The sequence below is a fragment of the Streptomyces sp. NPDC013317 genome, from assembly GCF_055563155.1.
Genome location: NZ_JBVHDX010000001.1, coordinates 207640 through 232916 on the forward strand (window position 1 = coordinate 207640; position 25277 = coordinate 232916).

General features: G+C 73.5%; 19 protein-coding genes and 2 tRNA genes. 11 read left to right on the forward strand and 10 right to left on the reverse strand.

Annotated elements, in window-relative coordinates; genetic code table 11:
- Positions 1 to 162: 162 nt before the first annotated feature.
- Positions 163 to 2805: a helix-turn-helix transcriptional regulator gene (locus ACZ3IJ_RS00880; protein ID WP_467465484.1), complete on the forward strand. Its 2643-nt coding sequence runs from the start codon at positions 163 to 165 to the stop codon at positions 2803 to 2805.
- Positions 2806 to 2837: 32 nt separating this feature from the next.
- On the opposite strand, the gene ACZ3IJ_RS00885 is transcribed toward ACZ3IJ_RS00880, so the two are convergent.
- From ACZ3IJ_RS00885 to ACZ3IJ_RS00900, 4 genes are all read right to left on the reverse strand, one after another.
- Entirely contained in the window at positions 2838 to 4103 is a 1266-nt protein-coding gene (locus ACZ3IJ_RS00885; protein ID WP_467465485.1) for a leucine-rich repeat domain-containing protein, read from the reverse strand.
- The gene (locus ACZ3IJ_RS00890) at positions 4100 to 5449 is read right to left on the reverse strand and encodes an SDR family NAD(P)-dependent oxidoreductase (RefSeq protein ID WP_467465486.1); all 1350 of its coding nucleotides are present in this window, start codon (positions 5447 to 5449) and stop codon (positions 4100 to 4102) included. The genes ACZ3IJ_RS00885 and ACZ3IJ_RS00890 overlap by 4 nt, the downstream gene beginning before the upstream one ends.
- A 31-nt stretch (positions 5450 to 5480) precedes the next feature.
- Positions 5481 to 5553, reverse strand: a tRNA-Gly gene (locus tag ACZ3IJ_RS00895).
- A 7-nt stretch (positions 5554 to 5560) separates the two neighbouring features.
- Positions 5561 to 5633 (reverse strand) — tRNA-Glu (locus tag ACZ3IJ_RS00900).
- A 98-nt stretch (positions 5634 to 5731) separates the two neighbouring features.
- Here ACZ3IJ_RS00900 and ACZ3IJ_RS00905 point away from each other — a divergent pair.
- Positions 5732 to 6304: an antibiotic biosynthesis monooxygenase gene (locus tag ACZ3IJ_RS00905; protein ID WP_467465487.1), complete on the forward strand. Its 573-nt coding sequence runs from the start codon at positions 5732 to 5734 to the stop codon at positions 6302 to 6304.
- Between the two features lie 19 nt (positions 6305 to 6323).
- On the opposite strand, the gene ACZ3IJ_RS00910 is transcribed toward ACZ3IJ_RS00905, so the two are convergent.
- On the reverse strand, positions 6324 to 7253 hold the full coding sequence (locus tag ACZ3IJ_RS00910) for a ketopantoate reductase family protein (protein WP_467465488.1): 930 nt from the start codon (positions 7251 to 7253) through the stop codon (positions 6324 to 6326).
- A 271-nt stretch (positions 7254 to 7524) separates the two neighbouring features.
- Between ACZ3IJ_RS00910 and ACZ3IJ_RS00915 the strand changes: the two genes are divergently transcribed.
- The 4 genes from ACZ3IJ_RS00915 (at position 7525) to ACZ3IJ_RS00930 (ending at position 12251) form a co-directional block, all read left to right on the forward strand.
- Complete coding sequence (locus ACZ3IJ_RS00915; protein WP_467465489.1) at positions 7525 to 8946, forward strand: ROK family protein; 1422 nt, start codon at positions 7525 to 7527, stop codon at positions 8944 to 8946.
- A 76-nt stretch (positions 8947 to 9022) separates the two neighbouring features.
- Positions 9023 to 10501 (forward strand): ABC transporter permease, encoded by a 1479-nt coding sequence (locus ACZ3IJ_RS00920; protein ID WP_467465490.1) that lies wholly within the window; start codon positions 9023 to 9025, stop codon positions 10499 to 10501.
- 42 nt (positions 10502 to 10543) lie between these two features.
- Positions 10544 to 11242 carry an ABC transporter ATP-binding protein gene (locus tag ACZ3IJ_RS00925; RefSeq protein ID WP_467465491.1) on the forward strand — a complete coding sequence of 233 codons (699 nt, stop codon included), beginning with the start codon at positions 10544 to 10546 and terminating at the stop codon, positions 11240 to 11242.
- A 286-nt stretch (positions 11243 to 11528) separates the two neighbouring features.
- A complete protein-coding gene (locus tag ACZ3IJ_RS00930) occupies positions 11529 to 12251 on the forward strand; it encodes a CDP-alcohol phosphatidyltransferase family protein (protein WP_467465492.1) in 723 nt (240 codons plus the stop codon).
- On the opposite strand, the gene ACZ3IJ_RS00935 is transcribed toward ACZ3IJ_RS00930, so the two are convergent.
- The gene (locus ACZ3IJ_RS00935) at positions 12232 to 12744 is read right to left on the reverse strand and encodes an FAD synthase family protein (RefSeq protein ID WP_467465493.1); all 513 of its coding nucleotides are present in this window, start codon (positions 12742 to 12744) and stop codon (positions 12232 to 12234) included. The two genes, ACZ3IJ_RS00930 and ACZ3IJ_RS00935, sit on opposite strands and share 20 nt — an antisense overlap.
- Before the next feature lie 196 nt (positions 12745 to 12940).
- Between ACZ3IJ_RS00935 and ACZ3IJ_RS00940 the strand changes: the two genes are divergently transcribed.
- From ACZ3IJ_RS00940 to ACZ3IJ_RS00950, 3 genes are read left to right on the forward strand one after another with little or no spacing between them, the layout of a single operon-like run.
- Positions 12941 to 14146 (forward strand): glycosyltransferase family 4 protein, encoded by a 1206-nt coding sequence (locus ACZ3IJ_RS00940; RefSeq protein WP_467466247.1) that lies wholly within the window; start codon positions 12941 to 12943, stop codon positions 14144 to 14146.
- The gene (locus tag ACZ3IJ_RS00945; protein ID WP_467465494.1) at positions 14143 to 15885 is read left to right on the forward strand and encodes a polysaccharide biosynthesis tyrosine autokinase; all 1743 of its coding nucleotides are present in this window, start codon (positions 14143 to 14145) and stop codon (positions 15883 to 15885) included. Before ACZ3IJ_RS00940 ends, ACZ3IJ_RS00945 begins: the two co-directional genes overlap by 4 nt.
- Positions 15882 to 17123, forward strand: a complete 1242-nt coding sequence (locus ACZ3IJ_RS00950; RefSeq protein ID WP_467465495.1) for an MATE family efflux transporter — start codon at positions 15882 to 15884, stop codon at positions 17121 to 17123. Before ACZ3IJ_RS00945 ends, ACZ3IJ_RS00950 begins: the two co-directional genes overlap by 4 nt.
- Here ACZ3IJ_RS00950 and ACZ3IJ_RS00955 read toward each other — a convergent pair.
- Complete coding sequence (locus tag ACZ3IJ_RS00955) at positions 17096 to 18601, reverse strand: hypothetical protein (protein WP_467465496.1); 1506 nt, start codon at positions 18599 to 18601, stop codon at positions 17096 to 17098. The two genes, ACZ3IJ_RS00950 and ACZ3IJ_RS00955, sit on opposite strands and share 28 nt — an antisense overlap.
- A 159-nt stretch (positions 18602 to 18760) precedes the next feature.
- Here ACZ3IJ_RS00955 and ACZ3IJ_RS00960 point away from each other — a divergent pair, with 159 nt between their 5' ends.
- Together ACZ3IJ_RS00960 and ACZ3IJ_RS00965 are read left to right on the forward strand one after the other, a co-directional pair.
- Positions 18761 to 19297 carry a WcaF family extracellular polysaccharide biosynthesis acetyltransferase gene (locus tag ACZ3IJ_RS00960; protein ID WP_391796588.1) on the forward strand — a complete coding sequence of 179 codons (537 nt, stop codon included), beginning with the start codon at positions 18761 to 18763 and terminating at the stop codon, positions 19295 to 19297.
- On the forward strand, positions 19294 to 20424 hold the full coding sequence (locus ACZ3IJ_RS00965) for a glycosyltransferase (protein WP_467465497.1): 1131 nt from the start codon (positions 19294 to 19296) through the stop codon (positions 20422 to 20424). The genes ACZ3IJ_RS00960 and ACZ3IJ_RS00965 overlap by 4 nt, the downstream gene beginning before the upstream one ends.
- A 68-nt stretch (positions 20425 to 20492) precedes the next feature.
- On the opposite strand, the gene ACZ3IJ_RS00970 is transcribed toward ACZ3IJ_RS00965, so the two are convergent.
- The 3 genes from ACZ3IJ_RS00970 to gmd form a co-directional block, all read right to left on the reverse strand.
- The gene (locus ACZ3IJ_RS00970; protein ID WP_467465498.1) at positions 20493 to 21182 is read right to left on the reverse strand and encodes a hypothetical protein; all 690 of its coding nucleotides are present in this window, start codon (positions 21180 to 21182) and stop codon (positions 20493 to 20495) included.
- A 76-nt stretch (positions 21183 to 21258) separates the two neighbouring features.
- The gene (locus ACZ3IJ_RS00975; protein ID WP_467465499.1) at positions 21259 to 23982 is read right to left on the reverse strand and encodes a LamG-like jellyroll fold domain-containing protein; all 2724 of its coding nucleotides are present in this window, start codon (positions 23980 to 23982) and stop codon (positions 21259 to 21261) included.
- 187 nt (positions 23983 to 24169) lie between these two features.
- Entirely contained in the window at positions 24170 to 25183 is a 1014-nt protein-coding gene (gene gmd / locus ACZ3IJ_RS00980; protein WP_467465500.1) for a GDP-mannose 4,6-dehydratase, read from the reverse strand.
- Positions 25184 to 25277 lie beyond the last annotated feature (94 nt).

Below are 25277 nucleotides of genomic sequence, written 5' to 3' on the forward strand. Positions count from 1 at the left end.
CGCGCCCGTGCGCGGGGCGGGGGCGGGTACGGGAGCGGTACGGGTGCGAGCGCGAGGTGGGGGCGACGCTTGTCCCTGGGCACAGTGGGCCTCCCGCAGGTGTGGGCCCGGGCCCAACACGTAACTCTTTCCTCGGTCCTTACCCACCAGTACCGTTGCGGCGTGAGTGGAGCGACGAGAGCCGCCGCTGCTCCGCGGCTGTACGACCGTACGTCCGAACTCGCCGCCGTGGCGGCGTTGTCGGCGCGCGCCGCCGAGGGTTCCGGCGGTGTCCTGCTGGTCACGGCGGGCCCCGGGACGGGCCGTACGGCGCTGCTCGACCGGGCCGTCCGGGACTGCGCGATCCGGGCGCACCGGGTGGGCGCGCCGAAGGGCAACCGGGTGCCCTGGAGCGGAGTGCGGGCGCTGGTGTCCGCACTCGCCCCGACGCCCTCGGCCGCGCGCCGCGCGGTGCGGGTGGCGCGCGGACCGGAGGGCGTTGCCGGCGCGCTGGCCGTCCTGCGCCCCGGGGAACCCCTGCTGCTCTGCGTGGACGACCACCATCTCTGGGACGCGCACTCGCGCACCGCACTGGACGCGGTGTGGCGCGCGGGGCCGGTCCCCTGGGCCTGGGTCGTCTCGTTCGCGGAGCACCACCGGCCGCCCGATGTGCCCGGTGCCCGACTGCTGCGTCTGGGGCGGCTGGGCCGACAGGGTGCCGACGCCCTGCTCGACGACGTGTGCCGGCCGCCGCTCCCGCCGTCCGTACGCGCTCGGCTGCTCGACGAGGCCGCCGGGCACCCGGGCGTCCTGACGGCGATGGCCGTGCACCTCTCCACCGCCGGTCCCGCTGCTGCGCCGCCGGATGCCGCAGGTGGCGCCGAGGCGGGGAGAGGGGCGGACGACGCGGTGCTGTCCGAGGTGTTCCGGGGGCTGCTGGAGTCCCTGCCCGCCGAATGCGTCCGGGTGCTCACGCTGGTGGCGATCGCGGGCGAGCCGGACCCGGCGGTGTCCGGCCCGGACCCGGCGGTGCCCGGGCCGGGCTCCGTACGCCCGGTCGGCGCCGACGCCGTCCTCGCGGCGGCACGCGCCGTGCGGGCGTCGCCCGAAGCGCTCGACCGGCTGGTCGCGTACGGCCTGCTCCGGGGGACCCGCGAGGCGCTCCGCTTCGTGGAGCCCCTTCTGCGGCGCGCCGTCCTCGGCACCGTCCCGCCGTCGCGACGCCGGGAACTGCGCGCCCTCCTCGCTCCGTCGGCCGCACCGGTCTCACCGGCTCTGTCGGCTCCGCAGGCTCCACCGGTCTCACCGGCCCCGGCGGCCGGCGAGGCACCGGCCGTAGCCCGTGCGCCCGTCGACGTGGTGCGGGGGCGGGCCGAGCTGGAGCGCGGTCTGGCCGCGCTGGCCGACGGACCGGCCGGCGACGCCCACCAGGTGCTGCTCCTCGCCGCCTCGCTGCTGCGCGAGGGGGCGCCGGAGGAGGCGGCCGACGCGCGGTTCCTCGCCATGGAGGCGGCCTGGGCCGCCGGCGACCCGGAAGCGTGCGCGACCGCGCTCGGCGGCGGCGACAGCGCCCGACGCCCCGGAACGGGCGGGTGCGCCGACGCGGCTGAAAGGGACTTCCGCGACGGGATGTGCGCCGCGCTGGCCGCCCGGCTGCACGAGGCACGCGCGCCGCTGACCCGCGTCGTGGCCTGCGACGGAGCGGCCGACGAGCCCCGCCGGCTGCTGCGCGCCGGGGCCGCCGCCCTCGTGCTCGGGGACATGACCACCGCCGTACGCGTCCACGCCCGCGTGCTGGCGAAGGCACGGGCCGAGGGCCGTACCGCGCTGCTCCCGAGGGTCCTCGAACACCTGGCGTACGCCGAGCTGAGGGCCGGCCGCCACGAACGCGCCGCCGCCCACGCCCGGGAGGGGCTGCGCACGGCCGAACTCACGGGCCAGCGCAACGCGGCGGCCCACCAGCACGCCGTACTCGCCCTGGCGGCCTCGGTCTCGGGCGACCGGAGCGCCGTGACGGAACACGCCGGACGGGCGCTCCGGACCGCACGGCCGCACGGACTCGTCCAGGCGATCACGCTCGCCGAGTGGTCACTGGCCCGGGCGGAACTGGCCGACGGACTCGCCGCCCAGGCCGCGGCGCGCCTCGCCCCGCTCGTCGGCCAGGGGCCCCGCAGCGGCCACTTCGCCCTCCGGATGCTGGTCGTTCCCTGCTTCGTCGAGGCGGCCTGCGCGGCGGGCCGGGCGGCGGACGCCCGGGGCGCGGCCGAGGAGTTCGCCGTCTGGGCCGGCCTGGGGATCGACCCCCAGGCGCCCGCACAACTGGCCCGCTGCCGTGCGCTGCTGGCCGGTGCGGAGGACTCCGCGCACTGGTACGGGGAGGCGGTTCGGCACCACGAGGAGACGGGCAACGACTTCGAGCGGGCGCGGACCCTGCTGGCCTACGGCAAGTGGCTGCGCAGACGGAGGCGTCCGGTGGAGGCCAGAGGGCCCCTCAGCGACGCGCTCGTCACCTTCGAACGGGCGGCGGCCGGTGTCTGGGCCGACCAGGCGAGGGCGGAACTGCGCGCGACCGGCGGCGCCGTGGGCGGGACGTCCCTCGCGCCGGCGGAGGCGGTCGGCGGGCTGACCCCTCAGCAGCAGCGCATCGCCGGCCTGGTGGCGGCGGGGGCGACCAACCGCGAGATCGCCGACCGGTTGTCGCTGAGCCCCCGCACGATCGACCACCATCTGCGGAACGTGTTCGCCCGGCTCGGCGTCCGCTCCCGCGTCGAACTCTCCGGACTTCTGGCCCGTGCCGCCCGGGACGCACACGGGCCCGGCGGGTGACCGCCTGCGGCCCGCCGTCCGCCCCTCGGATGTCAGTCGCCCCTGGTCGGGTCCGGCGGGTCCTTCGCTGCCGGTGAATCCGTCGCTGCCGGTGGGGCCGTGCGGTGGACGCTGCGGACGGCGTCGACGTCTGCGGACACCGTCGGCCTCGGCAGGTGTGCGCTGAACGCGTCGAGCCGCTGCCGGACGCTGGTCGCGATGCCCTTGCCGAGCACGAAGCGTGTCGCCGTGGCCGCCCGCGGCGCGGCGTCGAGGAGCCGGTGCGCCTCGCGGCTGCGCAGCCCGGTGTGGGCGAGGACGAGATGGGTCAGACGGTGTTCGCTCGCCGCGAGCGTCTCGCCGATCGCGGTCGCGGCGGCCAGGTCGACCTGGTTGTCCGCCGCGCCGAGCGTGCCGGCGGCCCGGACCCGGCCGAGGTCGAGCAGCTCGACGCCCGCGCCCGCCGCCGCGGCCACGAGCCGGGCGGCCGCCCCGGGCCCGATCCCGTTGCTGGCGACGGAGAGCCGGGCCGTACGGCCGTACGGCGCGCGCTCCAGGGCGTCCGCGAGGAGCAGCGCCCCGTCGTCGCCCAGTCGCGCCGCCGAGACATACAACTCGGCGACCGCCCCGGCGGACAGCAGCGCGGCGAGCGGTACGGCCCCGGCGCGGCCCAGCGGATCTCCGCCGACGAAGAGCCGCTCGATCCGGCGGCCGGAGGCGGCCGCCGCGAGCAGCGCCTCGGCGAGAACGGCGAGGCCCGCGGGGTCGAGCCCGGTCTGCACGAGGTCGAGGGTGCGCAGCCCGGACGCCGCGGCCACGAGATCGGCAGCCGCCCTGCCGCCCTCCGTGCCCAGCGGGTTGCGCTTGAGCCACACCCCGCTGACGACGTGTTCGGAGGCCCGCAGACTGTCGGCGATCCGGCATGCACCGCCCGCGGTGATGCCGTTGCAGCCCAGGTAGAGGGTCTCGACGCCCGCGCCCACGGTCTTCTCCGCGACATCCGCCGCGCCGTCGTCACCGAGCCCGTCCGTGCCGAGGAGCAGATGGCGGACCCCCGCCGGTCCTGCGGGCTCGCCGAGCGCTTCGGCGATCAGCGCGGCGCCCTCGGGGCCGAGGGCCTGCTTGCACAGGTCGAGCCGTCCGTCCGGCATCGCCGTGCCCGCCGGGAAGTCGAGCCGTCGTTCGGCCGCCCCACCGCCGCGCAGCCAGGCGATCAGCGGACCGAGGTCGGCGATCGAACGAGGCAGGACGGGCGGCACACCCGCGAACGTGTTCCCGCCTTCCCGGGACCCGCCCGCCGCGTTCCCCCGATCGCTCACCACTCCGCCTCCCGGTAGTCCTTGAGGAAGACGCCGGACACCGGCGCGCCGGCCTCGCCGCGCACGATCGGGTCGTACACCCGCGCCGCCCCGTCCACGATGTCCAGCGGCGTACGGAACCCCTCGGCGGCGAGCCGGTTCTTCTTCGGCAGGGGGTTCTCGTCGGTGATCCAGCCGGTGTCGACGCTGCACATGTGGACACCCTGGGAGGCGAGTTCGGGCCCGCTCGTGCGCGTGAGCATGTTGAGCGCGGCCTTGGCCATGTTGGTGTGGGGATGGCCGGCGGTCTTCCGCCGTGCGGCGAAACGGCCCTCCACGGCGGTCACGTTGATCACGTACCGGTTCGGCCGGGGCGAGGCGAGCAGCAGCGGCAGCAGCCGGTCCACCAGCAGCGCGGGCGCCAGCGCGTTGACGAGCTGGGTCTCCAGGAGCTCCGCCGGGTCCAGCGCGCCGATCCGTGCCGACCAGGAGTTCACCGGGGCATGGTCGGGCAGCAGGCCCGCCTCGTCCGCCTCGGCGAGTACCAGCGCCAGCGCGCCCCCGGCGGAAGGCGCCTCCAGGGCCCGTAGCGGGGCGTAGCCCGGTGCGGCCCAGGCGGCAGGGGGGAGCGCCGCCGTCTCGCCCGCGGCGAGCAGCGCGTACGACTCGGGCGGGCGACGGACGGTCTGGGCGGCGTTGTTGACCAGGATGTCGAGCGGTTCGCCGTCCGCGCGGAGCCGTTCGCAGAGCCCGAGGACCTGGCGCGGGTCGCGCAGGTCGACGGCGACGACCGTCAGCCGGTCGAGCCACGCGGCGCTGCCCGGGGCGGCCTCGAACCGGCGGAGCGTGTCGTGCGGGAAGCGCGACGTCACGAGGAGTTCGACGCCGTCCCGGAGCATCATCAGCGCCAGCTGGAAGCCGATCTTGACCCGGCCGCCGGTGAGCAGGGCGCGCCGCCCGCCGAGATCGGTCGACAGAGCGCGGCGGGCGGTGTTGTCGGCGGCGCACCCGGGGCAGAGCGCGTGGTAGAAGGCGTCGACCTCCCGGTAGTGCTCCTTGCAGACGTAGCAGCGCCGCGGCCGGTGGAAGACCCCGCCCCGGCCCGCGTGTTCGCTGCCCAGCGGGGCGTCCTCGCGGCGGGCGACGGCGCCGGTCGCCGTGGCGGCCACGACCGAGGCGTCGGCCTCTCCGAGGGCGCCCCTGCGGGCCTTGCGGCGCCGGGTGCGGCCGTCACGGGTGAAGGCGGCGGCGACCTGCTCGGCGCGCAGCCGGACCGGATCGTCGACGGGCAGCGCGCGGAGCCTGCCCACCGTACGGTCGAAGGCGGCGAGCTCCTCGTCGCTGATCTCCTCGCCGATCCGCCCCATGCCCGTTCCGCCCCGCTGTCGTCCGTCGTCGTGGTCCCGGCCGGATTCGAACCGGCGTGTCCCCTCCGGGCAGGAGGGCGCGACTGCCTCTGCGCTACAGGACCGGAAGCGCCCGGACGGTCGGATTCGAACCGACGTGACCCGACCTGAGAAGTCGGTGCGACTGCCTCTGCGCTACATCCGGGTGTGGTGATCATACCGACGGCACTCGGGGCGCCCGCCCGGCCCTCGGGCAGCCCCCGTAGAGTGAGGGCGGGCGCGGTGTGATCACGAGGAGTATGTGTGACCGCGGTGAGTCTCGAACACGCCACCGTCCCCGCCGACACCGGCGAGGTGACCCTGCTGATAGCCCGCCGGGTGGAACCCGGCCACGAACTGGCCTTCGAGCGCTGGGCGAGAGGCATCCTCGACAGCGCGGCCGCGTTCCCCGGCCACCTCGGGTACGGACTCTTCCGGTCTTCGGGAGGTGACGCCCCCTGGTTCCTCGTCCACCGCTTCCGTGACGCGGCGGCCTGCCGGGCCTGGCAGGAGTCACCGGAGCGGGCGGCCTGGTTCGCCGACTGCGAGGGCCACCACCACACCGAGATCGCCCGGCGGCAACTGACCGGAATGGAGACCTGGTTCGCCAAGCCGGGCTCGACACGGCCCGCGCCGCCCCGCTGGAAGATGGCGATCAGCGCGACGCTCGCGATCTACCCGATCTCCCTGCTGGGCAGCCTCTTCCTCGTGCCCCGGCTGACCACCCTGCCTCTCCTGCTCAGCAGCGCGGTCGTCGCCGCCGTCTTCAACGTCCTCATGACGTACGTGGCGATGCCGGCAGTGAGCAGGCTGCTGCGCGGATGGCTCGGCCGCTAGCGCGACGGCGAGGGCGGCCTCAGGAGGCGGCGGCCGAGACGCGTGCCTGGTGGACGCGGAGGTGGAGGGTCGCCAGGTCGAGGAGCGGGGTGGGTACCGAGAAGGTGCGCGCCCGGGTCACCAGGTCGCCGAAGAGGTGCTCGACCTCCGTCGGGCGGCCGGCGATCAGGTCACGGTAGAGCGAGGGCACCATCGGGGACCCCGTCGCCGTGACGATGCCCAGGGTCGCGGCACGCTCCGGCTCCGGGACGGGATGGCCCGCCGCCGCCGAGACGGCCGCCGCCTCGTCGAGGACCGCCGGGCCCAGGTCCGCACCGCCCGGGACGGCGTTGATCTCGCCGACCGTGCCGCGCATCAGGCTCGTCACCGCGCCGAAGGTGGTGATGAAGACCCATTTGTGCCACATCGAGGCCATCACGTCCTCCGGGACCAGGACGTCGATGCCGGCCTCCGCGAGGGCGGAGCGGATCTTCTCCACCCGGGGTGACGGGAACCCGTTCTGCTCTCCGACGGTCAGATGGGCGAGCGGCGCGAGCCGGACGATGTCTCCCTCGTCGTCGAGCGTGGTGACCACCTTGGCGACGCCGCCGAGGACCGGCGCGGCACCGAACCGGGTGTTCAGGGCGTCGATGTGGGCGAGACCGTTGAGCAGCGGCACGATCGCCGTGTCCGGTCCGACGGCCGGGGCGATGTCCTCCATCGCCCGCCCGAGGGCTGTGGACTTCACGGAGAGAAGGACGAGGTCGTACGTGGTGGTCAGCGCGTCGGCCGTGACGAGACGGGGCTCCAGGGACCACTCCTCGCCCCGGCCGGTGATGCGCAGGCCGCGTTCGCGCAGCACGGCGGCGCGGCGCGGCCTGACCAGGAAGGTGACGTCCTGTCCGGAACGGGCGAGCAGCCCCCCGAAGTAGCCTCCGGTGGCTCCGGCGCCGACGACCAGGATCTTCATGAGTGCGGACCTCTCGGGGAGCGTTGTGGGACGGACGGACGTTCGGACGGTACGCGATGAGCCCGGCGAGCCGGCAGGCGAGGACGGCGCGGGGGAGGCGCAGACGGGCGGCGGACTCGCACGAGCGCCGGGCTCCGCCATCGCCCCGTCGGCAACCTACCGCGAGGTCGACCGGGCCTCGCCGTCCGCGCGGCGGTCGTGGTCGCGCTCGGCCCTGACCGCCACGGCCTGGGACGGAACGGCGAGGAGGGGGATTAGGCTCGTCGCCACGATGACGAAGACTCCGCGGACCGGGGACGCCCGCCCGAAGCGACGGAAGCCGGCGGCCGAAGGCGGCGAGGCCGGGGGCGGGGCCGCCGAGAGCACGACGGCGGCAGCTACGCCTGCGCGGAATGCGACCGCCGAGGAGAGGGCGCGGGTGGAAGCGGGGCCCCGGGAGCCCAAGGCCGACAAGGCGAGCGTGCGGCGGCACAACCTCAGCCTCGTCCTGCGGACCGTCCACGAGGCCGGCGAGACGACCCGCGCGGCCGTCGCCGCGCGCGTGGGACTCACCCGGGCGGCTGTCTCCTCCCTCGTCGAACAGCTCCTGGAGCAGGGCTTCCTGGTCGAGTCGGGCAAGACGTTCAGCGGACAGGCCGGACGGCCGGGGACGGTCCTGAAGGCGGCCGACACCGGTCCGGCCGGGCTCGGGGTCGAGATCAACGTCGACTACGTGTCCGTCTGCGTCGTCGACCTCGCGGGAACCGACCGGGTCCGCGTCACCGAACCCGTCGACAACCGCGCCGCCGACCCGGACGACGTCCTCGCGCGCGCGGCCGGGATCGCGGCGGGCGCCCTGCGGAGCGCGGCGGACCTGGAGCTGCGGCCGGTCGGGGTCCGGCTCGCCCTGCCGGGCCTGGTCGCGTCGGGCACCGTCCGCCAGGCACCCAACCTCGGCTGGAACCGTGTGGCGGCCGACCGGCTGTTCGGCGCCGCGCTGCTCGCGCAGCACCGCTCGGGACCGGAGCTGCCGGTCGCCTCGGACAACGAGGCGAACGCGGCGGCGCTGGCCGAGCTGTGGTTCGGCGCCCTGGGCGACGTACGGAGCTTCCTGTACCTGACCGGCGAGATCGGCGTGGGCGGGGCGATCGTCGTGGACGGCGAACTGCTGCGCGGCGCGCACGGTTTCGCCGGCGAGATCGGCCATCTGCCCGTGGACGCGGACGGCCGCCTGTGCCGCTGCGGCTCGCGCGGCTGCCTCGAGCAGTACGCGGGACAGACGGCGCTGCTGCGGTCGGCGGGCGCCGCCGATGTGGAGGAGCTGGCCCGCCGCGCCGACGCGGGCGAGCCGCGCGCGGTGGCCGCCGTCGAGGAGGCGGGGCGGATGCTCGGTCTCGCGCTCGCCGGCGCGGTGAACCTGCTCGACCCCGAGGCCGTCGTCCTCGGCGGGATCTACCCGCGTCTGATGCCCCGTCTCGGACCGGTCGTCGACGCCGAACTCGCCCGCCGGGTCGTCTCCGGCCTCTGGACGCCGAAGGCGGGACGCCTGCGCGCCGCGTCCGCCGTCGGCCCGGTGGGCCGCCTGCGAGCCGCGTCGGCCGCGAGCCCGGCGGGCCGCCTGCGTGCCGCCTCCGCCGTGAGCCCCGCGTCGCGCGGCGCGGCCGCGTTCGTCGTCCGCCACGTCCTGGCGGACCCCCTCGCGTACGTCCCCTGAGCCGAGCCCCCGACTCTCATCCCACTCTCACGTGGGCCTTATCCAGCCATCACCGCCCGCGCCTAGCTTCGCGCCCATGTTCTTCACCTACCTCCGGCGCGAGCTGCGCCGTCGCAGAAAGGCGGCGCTCGTCGTCGCCTCCGGGCTCGCGCTCGGGATCGCGTTGGTCATCGTCGTCAACTCCGTGGCCTCCGGCATGAAGCAGGCCCAGACCCAGGTCCTGGAGTCCCTCTACGGTCTCGGTACCGACCTGACCGTCACCAAGGCTCGTGAAGAGCCCCAGGCCGGTGGGCAGGCGCAGCGGCCGCGGTTCGAGTTCGACGCCGGCGAGGAGGGCGAGGAGCAGAGCAGCGACCGGCTGATGGTCCAGGGGTTCCAGACCCTGCCCGCCTCCACCTCCACCACGGTCGCGAAGCAGGCGGGTGTCGCCCAGGCCGTCGGCGGGCTGAGCCTCGTCAACCTCAAGATCGACGGCGAGTTCAAGCGCGGCGAGTTCAAGCAGGCCGAGCCCGCCCAGCCCGGCACCCCGGGCGGCGGCAACGGCGGTGGCAACGGCGGCGGAGGCCGTGTCGAAGGCGGTGGCGCCGCCTTCGACGTCAACTCCTTCACCCTCTACGGCACCGACGTCAGCGCCCCCGACCTCGGCCCCCTCACCACCTCCAGCATCACCAAGGGCCGTACGTTCAAGGCCACCGAGACCGATGCCGCCGTCGTCGTGATCGACAGCGCCTACGCCAAGCAGGAGGGCCTCGACGTCGGCGAGACGCTCACGGTCAAGGGCGTGAAGTTCGAGGTCGTCGGCATCGCCACCGCCGACAGCGGCCAGGCCGCCGCCCAGGTCTACCTGCCGCTCACGAAGGCGCAGACGCTCTCCGACTCCAAGGACAAGATCACCACCGTCTATGTGAAGGCGACCGACTCGACGAGGATCGAGGCCGTCAAGGCCGCCATCCAGAAGAACGTCACCGGCACCACGGTCACCACCTCCGCCGACCTCGCCGAGACCGTCTCCGGCTCCCTCGACACCGCGGCCGACCTGGCGACCAGCGTGGGCAAGTGGCTCTCGTACGCCGTACTCGTCGCCGCCGTCCTCGTCGCGGGGCTGCTCACCTCCTCGGCCGTCAGCCGCCGGGTGCGCGAGTTCGGCACCCTCAAGGCGCTCGGCTGGAAGAGCGGCCGGGTCACCCGGCAGGTGATGGGCGAGGCGCTGGTCAACGGCCTCATCGGCGGCGCGCTCGGCATCGCCGTGGGCCTCGCCGGCGCGTACCTCGTCACCGCCGTCAGCCCCACCCTCACGGCCGAGCTCGGCGGCGGCGCGCTGTCGGGCGGCGGCCCCGGCGGCGGCCGGATGCTCGGCGGGCCCGGCATGGCCGCGGTCCGCGACGCGGGGGGTGGCGGCAACACGCTCGACATCGCCCTCACGGCGCCCGTGAGCCTCACCACCGTCGGCCTCGCCGTCCTCCTCGCCCTCGGCGGCGGTCTGGTCGCGGGCGGCTTCGGCGCCTGGCGCGCCTCCCGCCTGCGCCCGGCGGACGCGCTGCGCCGCGTCGAGTAGCCGGTAGCCCCGAACCCCTTCCCGTATCGCAGGAGTTGCACCATGTACGAACTCACAGGCGTCACCAAGCAGTACCGCAGGGGCCAGGAGAGAGTCGACGCCCTCGCCGGGATCGACCTCACCATCAGGGAGGGCGACCGGCTGGTCATCCAGGGTCCCACCGGCGGCGGCAAGTCCACGCTGCTGCAGATGCTGGGCGGTCTCGACCGGCCCACGGCGGGCAGCGTCATGCTCGACGGCGTCGATCTGGCCGGACTTCCCGAGAGCCGGCTGACGGCGGTACGGAGTCAGAACATCGGCTTCGTCTTCCAGTCCTTCAACCTCATCCCCACGCTCACCGCCCAGGAGAACGTGGAGACCGCGCTCGTCCCGATGGGCATCAGGGCCGGTGAACGGCGGACCATGGCGGCGGAGGCACTGGAGGCCGTCGGTCTCGGCGAGCGCCGGGCGCACCTGCCGTCCGAGCTGTCGGGCGGACAGCAGCAGCGCGTCGCGATCGCCCGTGCCCTCGTCAAGCGGCCCAAGGTCCTTCTCGCCGACGAGCCGACCGGCAACCTCGACGAGTCGATGCGCGACGAGATCGTGGAGCTCCTCGAAGGGCTCTGGAAGGAGCACGGGCTGACGTTCGTGATGGTCACCCACGACAGCGCGATCGCCCGGCGGGCCCCGCGCCTCGCGACGATCCGCAAGGGCCGGATCACGATCAAGGAGAACCGCCACGCGGAGGCGGTGGAGGCCTAGGGCGTGTTGCGAAAGTCCCGCCTGCCCCGCGACGCCTGGCACGCACGCTCGCTGCGTTGTCGGGATCGTCCGAGTACACCCGGTACGAGGACGACCCTCCGCCTTGCGATCGCACGCACCAGAGGCCGCGGGGCCCGCCCTTCGGGCGGACGGCGCTACTTTCGCAACACGCCCTAGGAGCCGTCCGGATCAGGCCGGACCGGCCACCCCGAACCCCCCGGTGATGCCATGATGTGCGCCATCACGTACGAAAGTACGAAACTCGCACACAGACCCGGGGGAGTTCGTGGGAACGTTCGGGACCGCGCTGGCCGAGCTGAAGTCCGCCCAGAAGTCGGCGAAGGGGGTCTCGCTCTACTCGCGGTTCGTCAACCGCCCGGTGGGGCGCCTCCTCGCGGCCGGTGCGTACCGGGTTGGACTGACTCCCAATCAGGTCACGCTGGTCAGTGCCCTGTTCAGCTTCGCGGCCGTCGCCGGAGTGGCCCTCGGCGGTCCGTCCTGGGTCCTCGGTCTGCTGGTCTGGCTGGGGCTCGCGGTCGGTTTCGCCTTCGACTCCGCCGACGGGCAGCTCGCGCGGCTGCGGGGTGGCGGCAGCCCGGCGGGGGAGTGGCTCGACCACGTCGTCGACTGCGCGAAGATCACCGCGCTGCACACCGCGGTGCTGATCGCCTTCTACCGTCACCCCGGGCACTTCGGCACGGACGCCGACGGCTGGCTCTTGGTCCCGCTCGGGTTCCAACTCGCCGCCGTGGTCACCTTCTTCGGCGGACTGCTGACCGAGAAGCTCAAGCCGCGCCCGGCGCCGGGCACCCCCGCCCCGCAGCCCTCCACCCTGCGCGCGGTGGCCCTGCTCCCCGTCGACCACGGCGTCTTCTGCCTGGTCTTCCTGCTCCTCGGCGGCGGATCCCTCTTCCGCTGGAGCTACACCGTGCTCGGCGCCGCGAGCGCGGTGTTCCTCCTCGCCTTCCTCGCCAAGTGGTTCCGCGAACTCAGCGCAGCCCCTCGCTGACCCCGCCGATCCCGCCCGCGGTGCCGCCGAGACCGGCGGCCCCGGTGCCCGGCTCGGCCTCCTGCGTCAGGAGGTCGAGCGCGCGCCGGAGCTGGGTGCTGGAGGTGTGCATCGTGTACGGGAAGTAGACGATCTCCACCCCCACCCCGGCGAACTCCCGCTCCAGCCGGTCCCCCTTGGGCGTACCGCGCCAGTCGTCACCCTTGAACAGCACGTCGAACCGGACCTGCTTCCAGGTCTCCAGCTTGTCCGGCACCGTCTCCACGAAGGCCGCGTCGACGTACTTCACGTTCCGTACGATCTCCAGCCGTTCGACCAGCGGGATCACCGGCCGCCGGCCCTTGGCCAGTTCGGCCATCTCGTCCGAGACCACACCCGCCACCAGGTAGTCGCACTGGCTGCGCGCGTGCCGGAGGATGTTGAGGTGGCCGATGTGAAAGAGGTCGTAGGCCCCCGGCGCGTAGCCGACGCGGTACGGCCTTCCTGCGGTCATGTACGAAACCCCCCAGGTGCGTTCGCGCTCCCCAGCGCGAAAGGAGTTTCGACGATAGCGTGCACATTCCGTTGAGAGTGGGTGAACGACTAGGGTGATGACCGGTTCGCGTCAGGGGGAGAGGGGCGGTCACGTGGGGGATCGTACGGCGGGGAACGGCGACTCGGGAACACCGCGGGGGCGCAGGCGCCTGCTGATGGTGTCCACCAACTACGCACCCGAGCATGCCGGAATAGGTCCGTACGCGACCCAGATCGCCGAACACTGGGCGGCGAGCGGCCACGAGACCCATGTCCTCGCCGGAATGCCGCACTACCCCTCCTGGTCCCTCGACCCGGCCTACGCCAAGGCCTGGCGCCGTACGGAGGAGCGCGCCGGAGTCGTCGTCCACCGCCGCCGCCACACCGTCCCCCCGCGCCAGACCGCCCTGAAGCGGGCCGCGTTCGAAGCCAGCGTGCTCGCCCACGGACTCCTCGCGCCGCCCCCGATGGCCCGGCCCCATGCCGTCCTCGCCCAGATGCCCAGCCTCGCCGGAGGCATCATCGGCGCCCGCCTCGCCGCCCGTTGGCGCGTTCCGTACGTTCCCGTCGTGCAGGACCTGATGGGCGCAGCGGCCGCGCAGAGCGGCATCGCCGGCGGGGACCGCGCCGCCGCGCTCGCCGCCCGGGCCGAGAGGTACGCCGTCCGCCGCGCCGCCCTCGTGGGCGTCATCCACGAGACGTTCGTCGACAAGGTCGCCGCCATGGGCGTCGACCGCGGCCGCATCCGGCTCGTCCCCAACTGGTCCCACGTCAGCGGCCCTTCGGCGCCCCGCGCCGAGACCCGGCACCGGCTCGGCTGGGGAGACGGCGAGACCGTCGTCCTGCACTCCGGCAACATGGGCCTCAAGCAGGGCCTCGAGGTGCTCGTCGAAGCGGCCCGGCGCGACCCGAAGGTCAGGATCGTGCTCCTGGGCGACGGCAACCAGCGTTCCCACCTGGAGGAGTTGGGCGCCGGAGTCCGCAACCTGGAGTTCATGGAGCCCGTCGACGACGACGCGTTCCCCGACACCCTCGCCGCGGCAGACGTCCTGGCCGTCACCCAGCGGGCCTCGGTGCTCGACATGAGCGTGCCCTCCAAGCTGACCTCGTACTTCGCCGCCGGACGCCCCGTCGTCGCCTCCGTGGCCGCCGTGGGCGGCACCGCCCAGGAGGTGCTGCGCTCCGGCGCCGGCGTCCTCGTACCTCCCGAGGATCCCGACGCGCTGCTCGCCGAGATCCGTAGAATCGGCGACGATCCGGCGGCCGCCGAAGCGCTCGGCGCCCAGGGACCCCGCCATGTCGAGGCCCATCTGACGAGGGCGGCCGGGCTCGCCCGGATCGACGCACTGATCGAAGAGGCACTGGGGGGTCCGAGCACGTGACACAATCGCACGTCACCGCGGTGGAGGACGACGAACCGGAGCTGCTCCGCGACCAGTTCCGCCAGCTCCTGCGCTACCGCTCGATCATCGCCGCCGGCATCGGGATCGGTCTGCTCGGCGGCGTCTGGTTCGGGATGTCCAACGCGGACACCTACGTGGCCACCAGCCAGGTCGTGCTCCGGGCCCCCGTCAACGACCCCTTCAACCCCAGCATTTCGCAGGAGAAGACCCTCAACATGGGGTCCGAGCGGCAGACCGCGCTCAGCAGCAGCGTCGCCGGGCAGGCCGCGAAGAAGCTCGGCTGGACCGGCACCATCGGCAAACTGCAGAAGGACCTGCAGGTCACCAACCCGCCACAGAGCCAGGTGCTCCAGTTCACCTACACGGCCGACACACCCCAAGCCGCCGCCGACCGGGCCAACGCGGTCACCCAGGCCTACCTCGAACTGCGCAAGAAGCAGTGGACCGACCTGCGGGCCACCATGCTCGACGGGCAGCAGAAGCAGCTCGACGAGGTGGCCAAGAAGCACGACCAGAAGATCAAGGAACTCGACCGGATGCCCGACGGGGCGGCCCGGGACGCCGAGTACGGCGTCAAGACCAACCTGCTCAACCGCATCAACGAACTCGACGGCCGGATCTCCCAGCTCAAGTCGCTCGACATGTCACCGGGCACCGTCATCCGCGTTGCCACCGCCCCCGGCTACTCCGACGGCCCCGGCCTGCCCATGAGCCTCGGCCTCGGCGCGCTCGTCGGCGTGGCGCTCGGCCTGCTCGCCGCCTGGGTCCGCCTCGTCTTCGACCCCGCGCCCCGTTCGCCCGGCGACGTCGCCCGCGCCGTACGCGCCCCCGTCCTCGGCACCCTGCCCCGCGGCGCCACCGACGTCCTCCTCGCCGAGGACCACACCGACGCCCGCGTCGCCGAGGAGTACCGCTCCGTCGCCTTCCGGCTCGCCTACGACCAGCGGTTCGCCGACCGGCGGCGCCTCCTCGTCGTCGCCCCACGCGGCTCCAACGAGGCGGCCGTCGCCGTCGCCTCCCATCTCGCGGCCTCCTTCGCCGAGACCGGCAAGGACGTCCTCCTCATCGAGGCCGACCTGCGCACCCCCACCCTCGCCGGGCGGCTGCGCGCCCACGCGGCCGCCGCGCCGCGCTGGAGCAACCCGCCGGAGGGCGAGGAGAGCGACTGGCCCCGCAGGCGCCAGCTCGCCGTCGACGCGGGAGAGTCCGGCTCCTTCGGCCTGGTGCCGGGCGAGCGGGTACGGAACGTGGCGCGCGCGCTGACCGGCCCCCGGGTCTCCCGGCTGATCGCCGAGGCCGACTCGCCCAACTCCACCGTCGTCGTCCTCGCCCCGCCCGTCCTCAACTACGCGGACGCGCTCGCGCTCGTCGACCGCGTCGACGGTGTCCTCATCGTCTGCGACCCGCGCGCCGTCCACCGTACGGACCTCCAGCGGATCCGCGAACTGATAGGAGGCGCGGGCGGTACGGTCCTCGGAGCCGTCGTGTACACACCGGGCCGCCGCCGGCGCCGGGCCGCCAAGCAGCAGGCCGCCAGCCGGGGAGCGGGCGCCGGCCGAAGCGGCCGGACCGCCCAGGCACCCGCACCCGCCGGGACCGAGGAGTTCGCCGCCGAACCCGAGCAGATCCTCGTCGGCGACGGCTCCGACACCGTCGCCCTGCGCGCCCTGCGCGCACAGGACGTGCGGACCGGCGACATCCACGCGGGCGACCGTTGAGACGTGCCGCCGCCGTCGCCGCCTCGGTGCTCGACCAGGCGGCGGCCAGTCTCACCAACATCGCCGTCCTGGTGATCGCGGCGCGCGCCTCCAGCGCCGACGGCTTCGCCGCCTTCTCCATGGTGTACATCGTCTTCACCGTGCTCCTCGGCCTGGGGGCCGCCTTCGTCGGGCAGAGCGTCGTCCTGGAGAAGGGCGAGGAGCACGAGATCGGCGCGGCGGTCCGCTCGGCCGTCGCCTTCACCGCCGCCGCCTCCACCGCGGCCGGGGTCCTGCTCCTCGCGACCGGCGCCGTCATCGGAGGCGGAACCGGACGCGCCGTCCTCGCCCTCGGCGCGGTCCTCCCGGTCGTCCTCGTCCAGGACGGCCTGCGCTACGGCTTCTCCGCCCTGCGGCAGCCCCACCGGGCCCTCGCCGCCGACCTGCTGCGGCTCGCCTGCGCCGTACCGGCCCTGCTGCTCCAGCCGCACGGCAGCTCACCCGCCCGGCTCGTCCTCGTCTGGGGCCTCTCGGCGCTGCCCGCCGTGCTTCTCGGCCTGGCCCTGCTCCACCCGTACGTCCGGAACCGGCCCTGGTCCCTCCACCGGCACCTGCGGGGGAACCGCCTCGGCCGGCGCTTCGTCGTCGAGTTCGCCGTCGGCAGCGGCTCCAGCCAGCTGGCCGTCCTCGGCCTCGGACTCCTCGCCGGCCCCCTCGTCGTCGGCGCGCTGCGCGGCGCGACCACGCTCTTCGGACCGCTCAACACGCTGTTCACCTCCGTCAACGCCTTCGGTCCGCCGCTCCTCGGCAGGGCGGGCGGCCGCCGTGCGACCGTACGGGCCGCCGCCGGTCTCGCCGCGGTCCTCGCGCTCGCCGCGCTCGGCTGGGCCGCCGTGCTGTACGCGCTGCCCGATCACGTCGGCCGTCGACTCCTCGGCGCCACCTGGCAGTCCACCGCCGCCCTGCTGCCCGCGACCGGCAGCCAGTACGCCGTGATGGCGGCGGGCACCTGTGCCCTGGTCACCCTCCGCGTCCTCAGCCCGCGCGCCACGCTCTCCGTGCAGGTGGTCTTCTCGCTGCTCTCCGTCGCCCTGATGCTCGCCGGATACGGCCTCGGCGGCGCCGCGGGCGCGGCCTGGGGCCTCGCGGCAGGCTCCGCCCTGAAGGCCCTCGCCGCGTGGACCAGGGTGGCGCGCACACGCCCCGAGCCCGCCGCCCCGCGCCAGGAGGGTCAGCGCAGCGAGGCGCCCTTGTCCTGACGCCAGGTCATCACCAGGGCCACACAGATCAGCGCGATCGCCACCCGCCCCGAGGCCTGGAGCAGCGGGCCGCGCAGCAGGATGAAGGAGTAACCCGCCACCAGCGGCACCACCAGGGAGATCAGACTGCCCGGTGGCGCCCTGCGCGTGCCCCGGCGGGCGAACCGTCCGTCCACCCGGGCGGCCGAGTAGCCGAGCCCCGTCATCCCGGCGGCCATGCCCACGGCGCCGAAGTCGATCCACAGCTCGGCCCAGACCGGCGAGGACAGATTGGTGTTCACCGTCCCCATCCACTGGCCGACCATCACCCCCGTGTCACGGGGCTTGCCGGCCCAGACCGAACGCGGCACGGCGAAGAGCACGGACCCGGCCAGCTGACGTCCGTACCGGTGCCGGCTGCCCGAGTTCACGAGCGTGATGGTGTTGGCGAACATGCCGACCTGGTCGTAGTCCTTCAGCGCCAGCGGCTCCAGGACCGAGGTCGTCTCGACGGGACGGTAGTTCTTCTCGTCGTAGCGGAAGCGGTCGGAGAACGGGAAGACGATCAGCGCCATGACCACGCCCAGGCTGAGCGCCGACCGGTACATGGCGGCGCTCACCGGAAAGACGGTGAACAGCAGTGAGAACATCACCGTCAGGAACCAGTAGCGCGGGTTCGAGATCGGGTTGTTCACCACGCAGTTGAGCACCACCAGGGCGGCGAAGACGACGAGCACCATGGGGCGGCGCCTCGCCCGGCGCGAGGTGACCAGCCAACGGCTGTAGACGAGCAGCGCGAAGAGCGCCGGGACCGTGCCGAAGCCGCGCAGGAACGCCTGCCCGGCCTGCGAGTCGGCCTGCGAGACGCCCGCCTCCTCGATCCCCGCGATGATCTCCTGGCGGCTGGAGAAGAAGACCGCCGGACCGCCCAGCTTGACCACGAACAGACCGCTGCACAGGAAGGCCAGCAGCACGAGGAGGTACAGCCGCCGCCGGTGCACCAGCGCCGGGCGCTCTTCCGCCTTCCGCGACGCCCCCGCGCGGCCCCGCGCCAGCAGCGACCCCAGGTCGAACGCGGCGCAGCCGACCAGGACCAGGGCGACCGCCGTCGTCAGATCGGAGCGCGGACCCACCACCGGCGTCGGCACCCGGCCCAGGACGGCCTGGGCGAGCGGTGCCACTCCCATCGCCATGTAGACGAAGAGCCAGAACGAGCCCTGGAGCAGCTTGCGCCGGCTCGTGAGGATCATCGCCGACAGCCGGGCCCCGGCGTACATGGTCAGCGCGATCTGGAGGAAGTACGCGGCGTCGTGCACGCCCGCGCCGGGCTGGATCGCCACCAGCAGCGGGAGGAAGACCGTGAAGCCGAGCACGAGCGGGATGGACAGGGCCCGGGAGAGCAGCGTGCGCGGAGACACGGCCGGGGCGAGCAGCAGCGGCGGGGGAGCCGCCGGCTCCGGACGCGCCTGGGCTCTCGCACCGCGTACATCGGTCGTCATTCCGCCCCCTGGACTCCCCGGAGCCACGGCCCCGCGGCGTCGAAGTCCCCACCCCGGAACATCACTTCGCGGCAGTCTACCGACGCCCCCCCTGTCACCTCGCGTCAACCGTTAGTCTGAACGCCGGGTGCCTGGGGAGGCACCCATGGGGGTGAACTCATGCGGAATCTCCCGGCCTTCACGCTGGCCGGCTACGACAAGGGCCGCGGCAAGGCCGTGCAGGCCCTCTGGTTCGCGGTGATGAACACGGTCTTCATGGCCTGGTTCTGCCCGGCCCGGCTGCGGGTCGCGCTGCTCCGGGCCTTCGGCGCGACCATAGGCGACGGCGTACTCATACGGCACCGGGTACGGATCCTGTGGCCGTGGAAGCTGACCGTCGGCGACCACACCTGGATCGGCGAGGGCGCCTGGCTGCTCAACCTGGAGCCCATCACCCTGGGCGCCCATGTCTGCGTCTCCCAGGAGGCGTTGCTCTGTACCGGCAGCCACGACCACCGCGCCGCGGACTTCCGCTACCGCAACGCCCCCGTCACCGTGGAGGACGGCGCATGGGTCGCGGCCCGCGCCACCGTCCTCGCCGGGGTCACGGTCGGCCGGCACGCGGTCGTCGCCGCCGGTACGACGCTCCACAAGGACCTGCCCGAGCTCACGCTGCACACGGCCGAAGGCCGCCGACCGGTCCCGGTGCCCGCGTGAGCGGCCTCAGGATCCTCCACGCGGTCACCCTGCACAGCCCCACCCACGCCTTCGGCGGACCGGTGCGGGTCGCCGTGAACCTGTGCCGCGGGCTTGCCGCACGCGGCCACCAGGTGCGGTTGACCGCACTCGGCGACGGCTTCCCCGGCGCCCTCCCCACCGACGTGGAAGGCGTGCCGGCCCGGCTCTACCAGGCCCGTTCGATCCTCCCGCTGGGCTTCAGCGGGATCACCTCGCCCGCGCTGCTCGCCGGGGCCCACGCGCTCGTCAGGGACGCCGACGTGGTCCATGTGCACCTCGCCCGCGATCTGGTCACCCTGCCCGTGGCGCTCGCCGCGCTCCGGGCCGGCCGTCCGCTGGTGCTCCAGACGCACGGGATGGTCGATCCCAGCGACAAGCCGCTGGCCAAGCTCCTCGACGCCGTCGCCGTCCGCCGTGTGCTGCGCCGGGCCTCCGCCGTGCTGTACCTGACGGACCGCGAGCGCCGGGACCTCGACGCGGTCGTCGGAGGCCCGCTCACCGGGGCCGTACGCCTGGTCAACGGCGTACCGGCCCAGGAGCCGCGCCCGGTGCCCACCGGACCGCCCCGCATCCTCTACGCGGCCCGGCTGCAGTCCCGCAAGCGGCCCACGGACTTCGTCGCGGCCGTCCCCGAGATCCTGCGCCGGCACCCGGAGGCGACGTTCGTCCTCGCCGGACCGGACGAGGGGGAGCGGGCCGCCGTGGACGCCCTCGTCGCCGAGCTGGGGGTCGGCGACCGGGTGAGCCGCCCGGGGCCCCTGACGTCCGGACAGATGCTCGACGAACTGCGCCGGGCGCATGTGTACGTCCTGCCGTCGGTCGACGAGCCGTTCCCGATGTCCGTGCTGGAATCGCTGTCGGTCGGCACCCCCGCCGTCGTCACCACCTCCAACGGCCTCGCGCGGGACGTCGAGGAGGCCGGCGCCGGACGGGTGGTCGCGGACGCCGCCGGCCTGGCCCCGGCCGTGTGCGCGCTGCTGGACCCCGGCACGAACGAGGCGGCCTCGGCGGCGGCCCGGAAGCTCGCGGCAGAGGCCTTCTCGATGGACGCGGTCCTCGACACCCTGCTCGGGGTCTACGGGAGGGCGACGGGCGGGGCGGCCTGACCCCGTCCACGCCACGGAGGAGCCCGGTACGGTCGTGACGACCGTACCGGGCTCTCCTCGCACTCTCGCTAGGCGGGCAGCCAGGCGTAGCAGGCGCTGGAGGTGAACTCCTTCGTCCCTGAGGGAATCTTCGCCCGCACGGGCCCGTCGGCGTCGCCGGTCGAGGGACCGGACGCGAGGACCTTCCCGTCCGCGCCCACCGCGCGCCACGTGCAGGCGGGGTCGGTGGTCAGGGCGCGGTACGTGCCCGCCTTCGGGCTCGTGAGCGTGCCGTCGGGGAAGCCGGTCCCCGCGGTCGCCACCAGCGGCTTCTGCGCCGGGCAGAGATGCTCCACGACGGCCTCGGCGTCCGGGATGTCCCCGGCGACGATCGCGCCGACGGCCGCGTCCTTGTCCCGCTTGGCGGTGCGCTCCAGGCGCTGGCAGGACTCCTGCCCGGTCTGGAGGACGGCGGCCGGGTCCGTGTTCACCGGCACCCGTCCGCTCAGATACTTCTTCTCCTTCTCCGTGAACGAGCCGGTGACCGGCTTGAGCGCGGAGTCCGGCACGACCGGGCCCTTGGTCGCGGACGCGGTGGGAGCGGCCGGCTCCGCCGCCTCCGCCTGCCGGTCGGGCACGGCCGCCGGGCGCGAGGGCCCCGCGGCCTTCGGTGCCGCGCCCGCGCCCCCGTCCTGGGAGGAACAGGCGGACAGGGCGAGCAGCGCGCCGGCGAGCACGGCCGCCGCCGCTGCCGGGCGCCGGTGAAGAGGACGACGCATGAGGGAACTCCCGTGGTACGTCGGATGCGGGGCCCGGTGCCGGGCCCCGCATCCTTGATGGAGGTACGACGACCCGTTACGGAGCGCCGAAGGTCAGCACCAGCTGCGGAGTGCCCTCCGCGGCCGCCGCCTCGGACGACCAGAGCCACAGCGGGTCCGTACCGGTGCTGGTCAGCGCCAGGCCGTACGAGCCGCCGAGCGCCGCCGCGACCGCCGTGGTGTCCAGCGGCGCCGAGTAGACCGCCGAGCCGTCCACCGCGCCGCTGAGCGTCCCGATCGGGTTCGCTTCGAGCGTGGGGCGGTTGTTGTACGTCAGCGTGTCCTCGGCCCACGAGCCCGTGATCGGCACGACCGACTGGGAGTCGGCCGAGCCCGCGCCGGTCATCGTGGTGGTCTTCACCGCGAGCCGGGCGCTCTTCAGGACCGTGCCGGCCGGAGCGGCCGGCAGCGCGAACCGGAGGTAGGACGCGTACGGCGAGGTGCCGCGGACCGCCAGCGAGCTGGACGTGCCGTAGTTGGTGCTCGGCGCTCCCGCGTTGGCGTAGGTGTCCTCGGACGCCGTGACGGTGGTGACCGTGTCGGCCGGGGCCTTCGCCAGGTTGTAGTGCTGGGAGACCTGAGACCCGGTGAGCGCCGACGGGTAGACGGCGACCTCGTCGATCTGGCCGGCGAAGAAGGTGCTGGTCGGCCGCAGCGGCCAGCTGGACAGGTTGTCCGCGCCGACGTGCCAGTATCCGTCGTACTGCTGGTTGGTGGTGACGTTGTTGGAGCCGACCAGCTGTCCGTCGATGTACAGCCTCATCCCCTCGGGGCCCTGGGTGCCCACGGCGTGGTGCCACTGGCCGTTGTTGTACGAGCCGAGAGAGGTGAGCGTCCGGGTGGACCCGGTGTACACGCCGAACACCACGTTGCCGAAGTTCGTCATGTACAGGTGCTTGTCGTAACTGCCGCTGTTCCGCGTCGTGTTGTTGCCGAAGCCGATCAGCTTGCCGCCGCGGTTCGTGGTGGTCTTGAACCACGTCTCGACGGTGAAGGCGCCGGTGACGCTCTGCCGCCGGTCGCTGTGGATCTGCTCGTCCGTGCCGTTCAGCGCGACGGCCGTGGAGGCGCCGGAGACGGCCCCCGGAGTCTGGCGCAGCGCGGGAGCGTTGACGTACAGACCGCTGTTGTCGCCGCCGTCGGAGGAGTCGGCCGCGTACGGCGTGGTCGACTCGTCGAAGCGCCAGTAGAGTCCGGCGCCGTCGGCGATCACCTTGGAGGCGTACGGCTCCGGCGAGGTCGGCACGGTCACCGTCGAGGTGGCGGAGAGGGCGCTGGTGTTGCCGTCCGCGTCACCCGCGGTCACGCGGTAGCTGTAGGTCTGGCCCGGGGTCACGCCGGTGTCCTTGAAGGAGACCTGGGGGCGGGACCAGTGCAGCGAGTCGCCCTGGACGGTCGCGATCGGCGTCGCGGCTCCGTTGCGGTAGACCTTGTACGTCAGCTTCGAGTCGTCCAGGTCGAGGCTGGAGCGCCAGCGGATCTGGACCGCGTTCGGGCCGACGGCGGCGGCGCTGGCGACCGGTACGGTCGGCGCTCCGGTGTCGGGTCCGGACGCGAAGCGGGTCAGCCCCTGGGCCGGTGCGCCGTTGGTGGTGGTGAACTCGCCGCCCACCCACATGTACTTGGTGGTGCCGGTGCCCGAGATGGCGAAGGCGCGGGGACCGATGCCCTCGCCTATGCCGTCGTTGGTATCGGGGAACCAGCCGAGCTTGCCGGTCGACGTGGTCGGCTGGGCGAGCAGGTGGTAGCGGCGCCCGTCCGGGAACTCGCCGACGCTGGAGCAGTCGTGCGCGTGCGAGGCGCTGTAGAGCACGCCCTCGTAGGAGCGGACGGCCTGGGTGGCGCCCAGGCAGGTGTCACGCCAGCGCTGCTCGAAGTTCGAGAGGTTCAGGGCGATCCGGCCGTCGAAGACACCGCCGCCGGTGCCCTCGTTGCCGGTGTAGAAGCCCGTTGCGTCCGTCTCGATGTCCTTGACGACGGAGTTCTGCGGGATCCAGCCGTTGGGGTACGCCTTGGTGACGGCGCCGCTCGTGGCGTTCACCACGGCCAGCGCGTGCGAGTTGGCGCCGTTGACGCTGAAGAAGTCGCCGCCGAGAAGGACGCTCTGTCCGTCCGGGGTGACCTCGATGGCCCGGCCCGGTTCGTCGGCGTTCGCCGTGAACGGCAGCAGCGCACCGGCGGTGGTGATCGCGGCGAATCGCTCGCGCGTCTGCCCCTCGACGGTCCCGAAGTCACCGGCCGCGTAGATCGTGGTGTCGGTGACGGCGAGCGCCCGCACGGTGGCGGGGAAGCTCGGGGTGAAGGACGCCCTCGGTGTGCAGGTGGCGATGTCGATCGCGGCGAGGCTGGAGACCGGGGTGCCGTTGACGGCGCCGAAGTATCCACCCGCGTACAGCGTCTTCTTGTCCGGCGAGACCACGAGGGTCCGCACGGTCGCGGTGCCGCTGCCGACGGTGAAGGAGAGGGCGCAGCCGGTGGGCGCGCCCGTGGCCGCGTCCATCGCGGCGAAGTTGACGGCGTTCCTCGGAGTGCCGGTGCCGCCGTCGGGCGGACGCACCTCGGAGAAGGTGCCGCCGACGAAGACGGTGTCGTTCGCCTCGGCGAGCGCCCAGACGACACCGTTGGTCTGCCAGGTCGGCAGATCGTCCGCGGTGAAGGCCACCGGCGGCGTCAGTGCCGCGGCCGTCGGGGCCAGAGAGCCTCCGGCTCCGGCCGCGACGGTCAGGACGAGGGCAGCGGTAAGCCCCCAGGATCTACGCATGTTCCCCCCAGGCGTCATAGCCCAGTCAATGTGGCGTGAAGTGGTGCAACTGCCATCTGATGAATGCGAACTGTATGACGAAGTGGCAGTCGGATAAGCCAACTTGACCAATTCCGTAGCTTCCGGCCCCGCGGAACCCCGGGGCGCAGCCGCCCCTCGGGTACCCGGAAGGACCGGAAGCCGCAGCTCAGCGGTCGATGCGTACCGTCACGCCGGCCAACTGGTCCTCGACGAGACGGACATCGGCGTCGACCATGATCCGCGCCAGTTCGTCCACCTGTACGGAGGGCTTCCAGCCAAGGAGGTCCCGGGCCTTGCTCGCGTCGCCGATCAGCGCGTCCACCTCGCTGGGGCGCTCGTACTTGGGGTCGTAGCGGACGTGCTCGGCCCAGTCGAGCCCCACGTGGGTGAAGGCCGTCTCCACGAACTGCCGTACGGTCGCGGCGACTCCGGTGGCCACGACGTAGTCGGTCGGCTCGTCCTGCTGGAGCATCCGCCACATCGCGTCGACGTACTCGGGGGCGTACCCCCAGTCGCGTACGGCATCGAGGTTCCCGAGGTAGAGCCGGTCCTGGAGCCCGGCCTTGATCCGGGCGACGGCCCGGGTCACCTTGCGTGTCACGAACGTCTCGCCCCGGCGGGGCGACTCGTGGTTGAACAGGACGCCGTTCACGGCGAACATGCCGTACGCCTCACGGTAGTTGACCGTCGTCCAGTAGGCGAAGACCTTGGCCGCGCCGTACGGACTGCGCGGGTGGAACGGGGTCTGCTCGTTCTGGGGCGGCGGGGTGGCGCCGAACATCTCGGAGGAGGACGCCTGGTAGATCCGGGTGTCGACGCCGCTGGCCCGGATCGCCTCCAGGAGCCGAAGAGCGCCGAGCCCGGTGACGTCACCGGTGTACAGCGGGGCGTCGAAGGAGACCCGCACATGGGACTGGGCGCCGAGGTTGTAGACCTCGTCGGGGCGTATGTCGCGGAGCAGGTTCACCAGGGCGACACCGTCCGAGAGGTCCGCGTGATGCAGCACGAAGGAACGGTTCGCCTGCTGCGGATCCTGGTAGATGTGGTCGATCCGCTCGGTGTTGAAGCTGGACGAGCGGCGGACGAGGCCGTGCACGGTGTAGCCCTTGGACAGCAGCAGTTCGGCCAGGTAGGAGCCGTCCTGCCCGGTGACGCCGCTGATCAGTGCGGTCTTGCTCATGCGTCGTGCCCCTCCTTGACGGGCCGGCCCCCAGCCGGTCCGTATCTTGCGGATATGGTCTGATCCAGGCAGAAAATCCGGATCTGGTGTACTG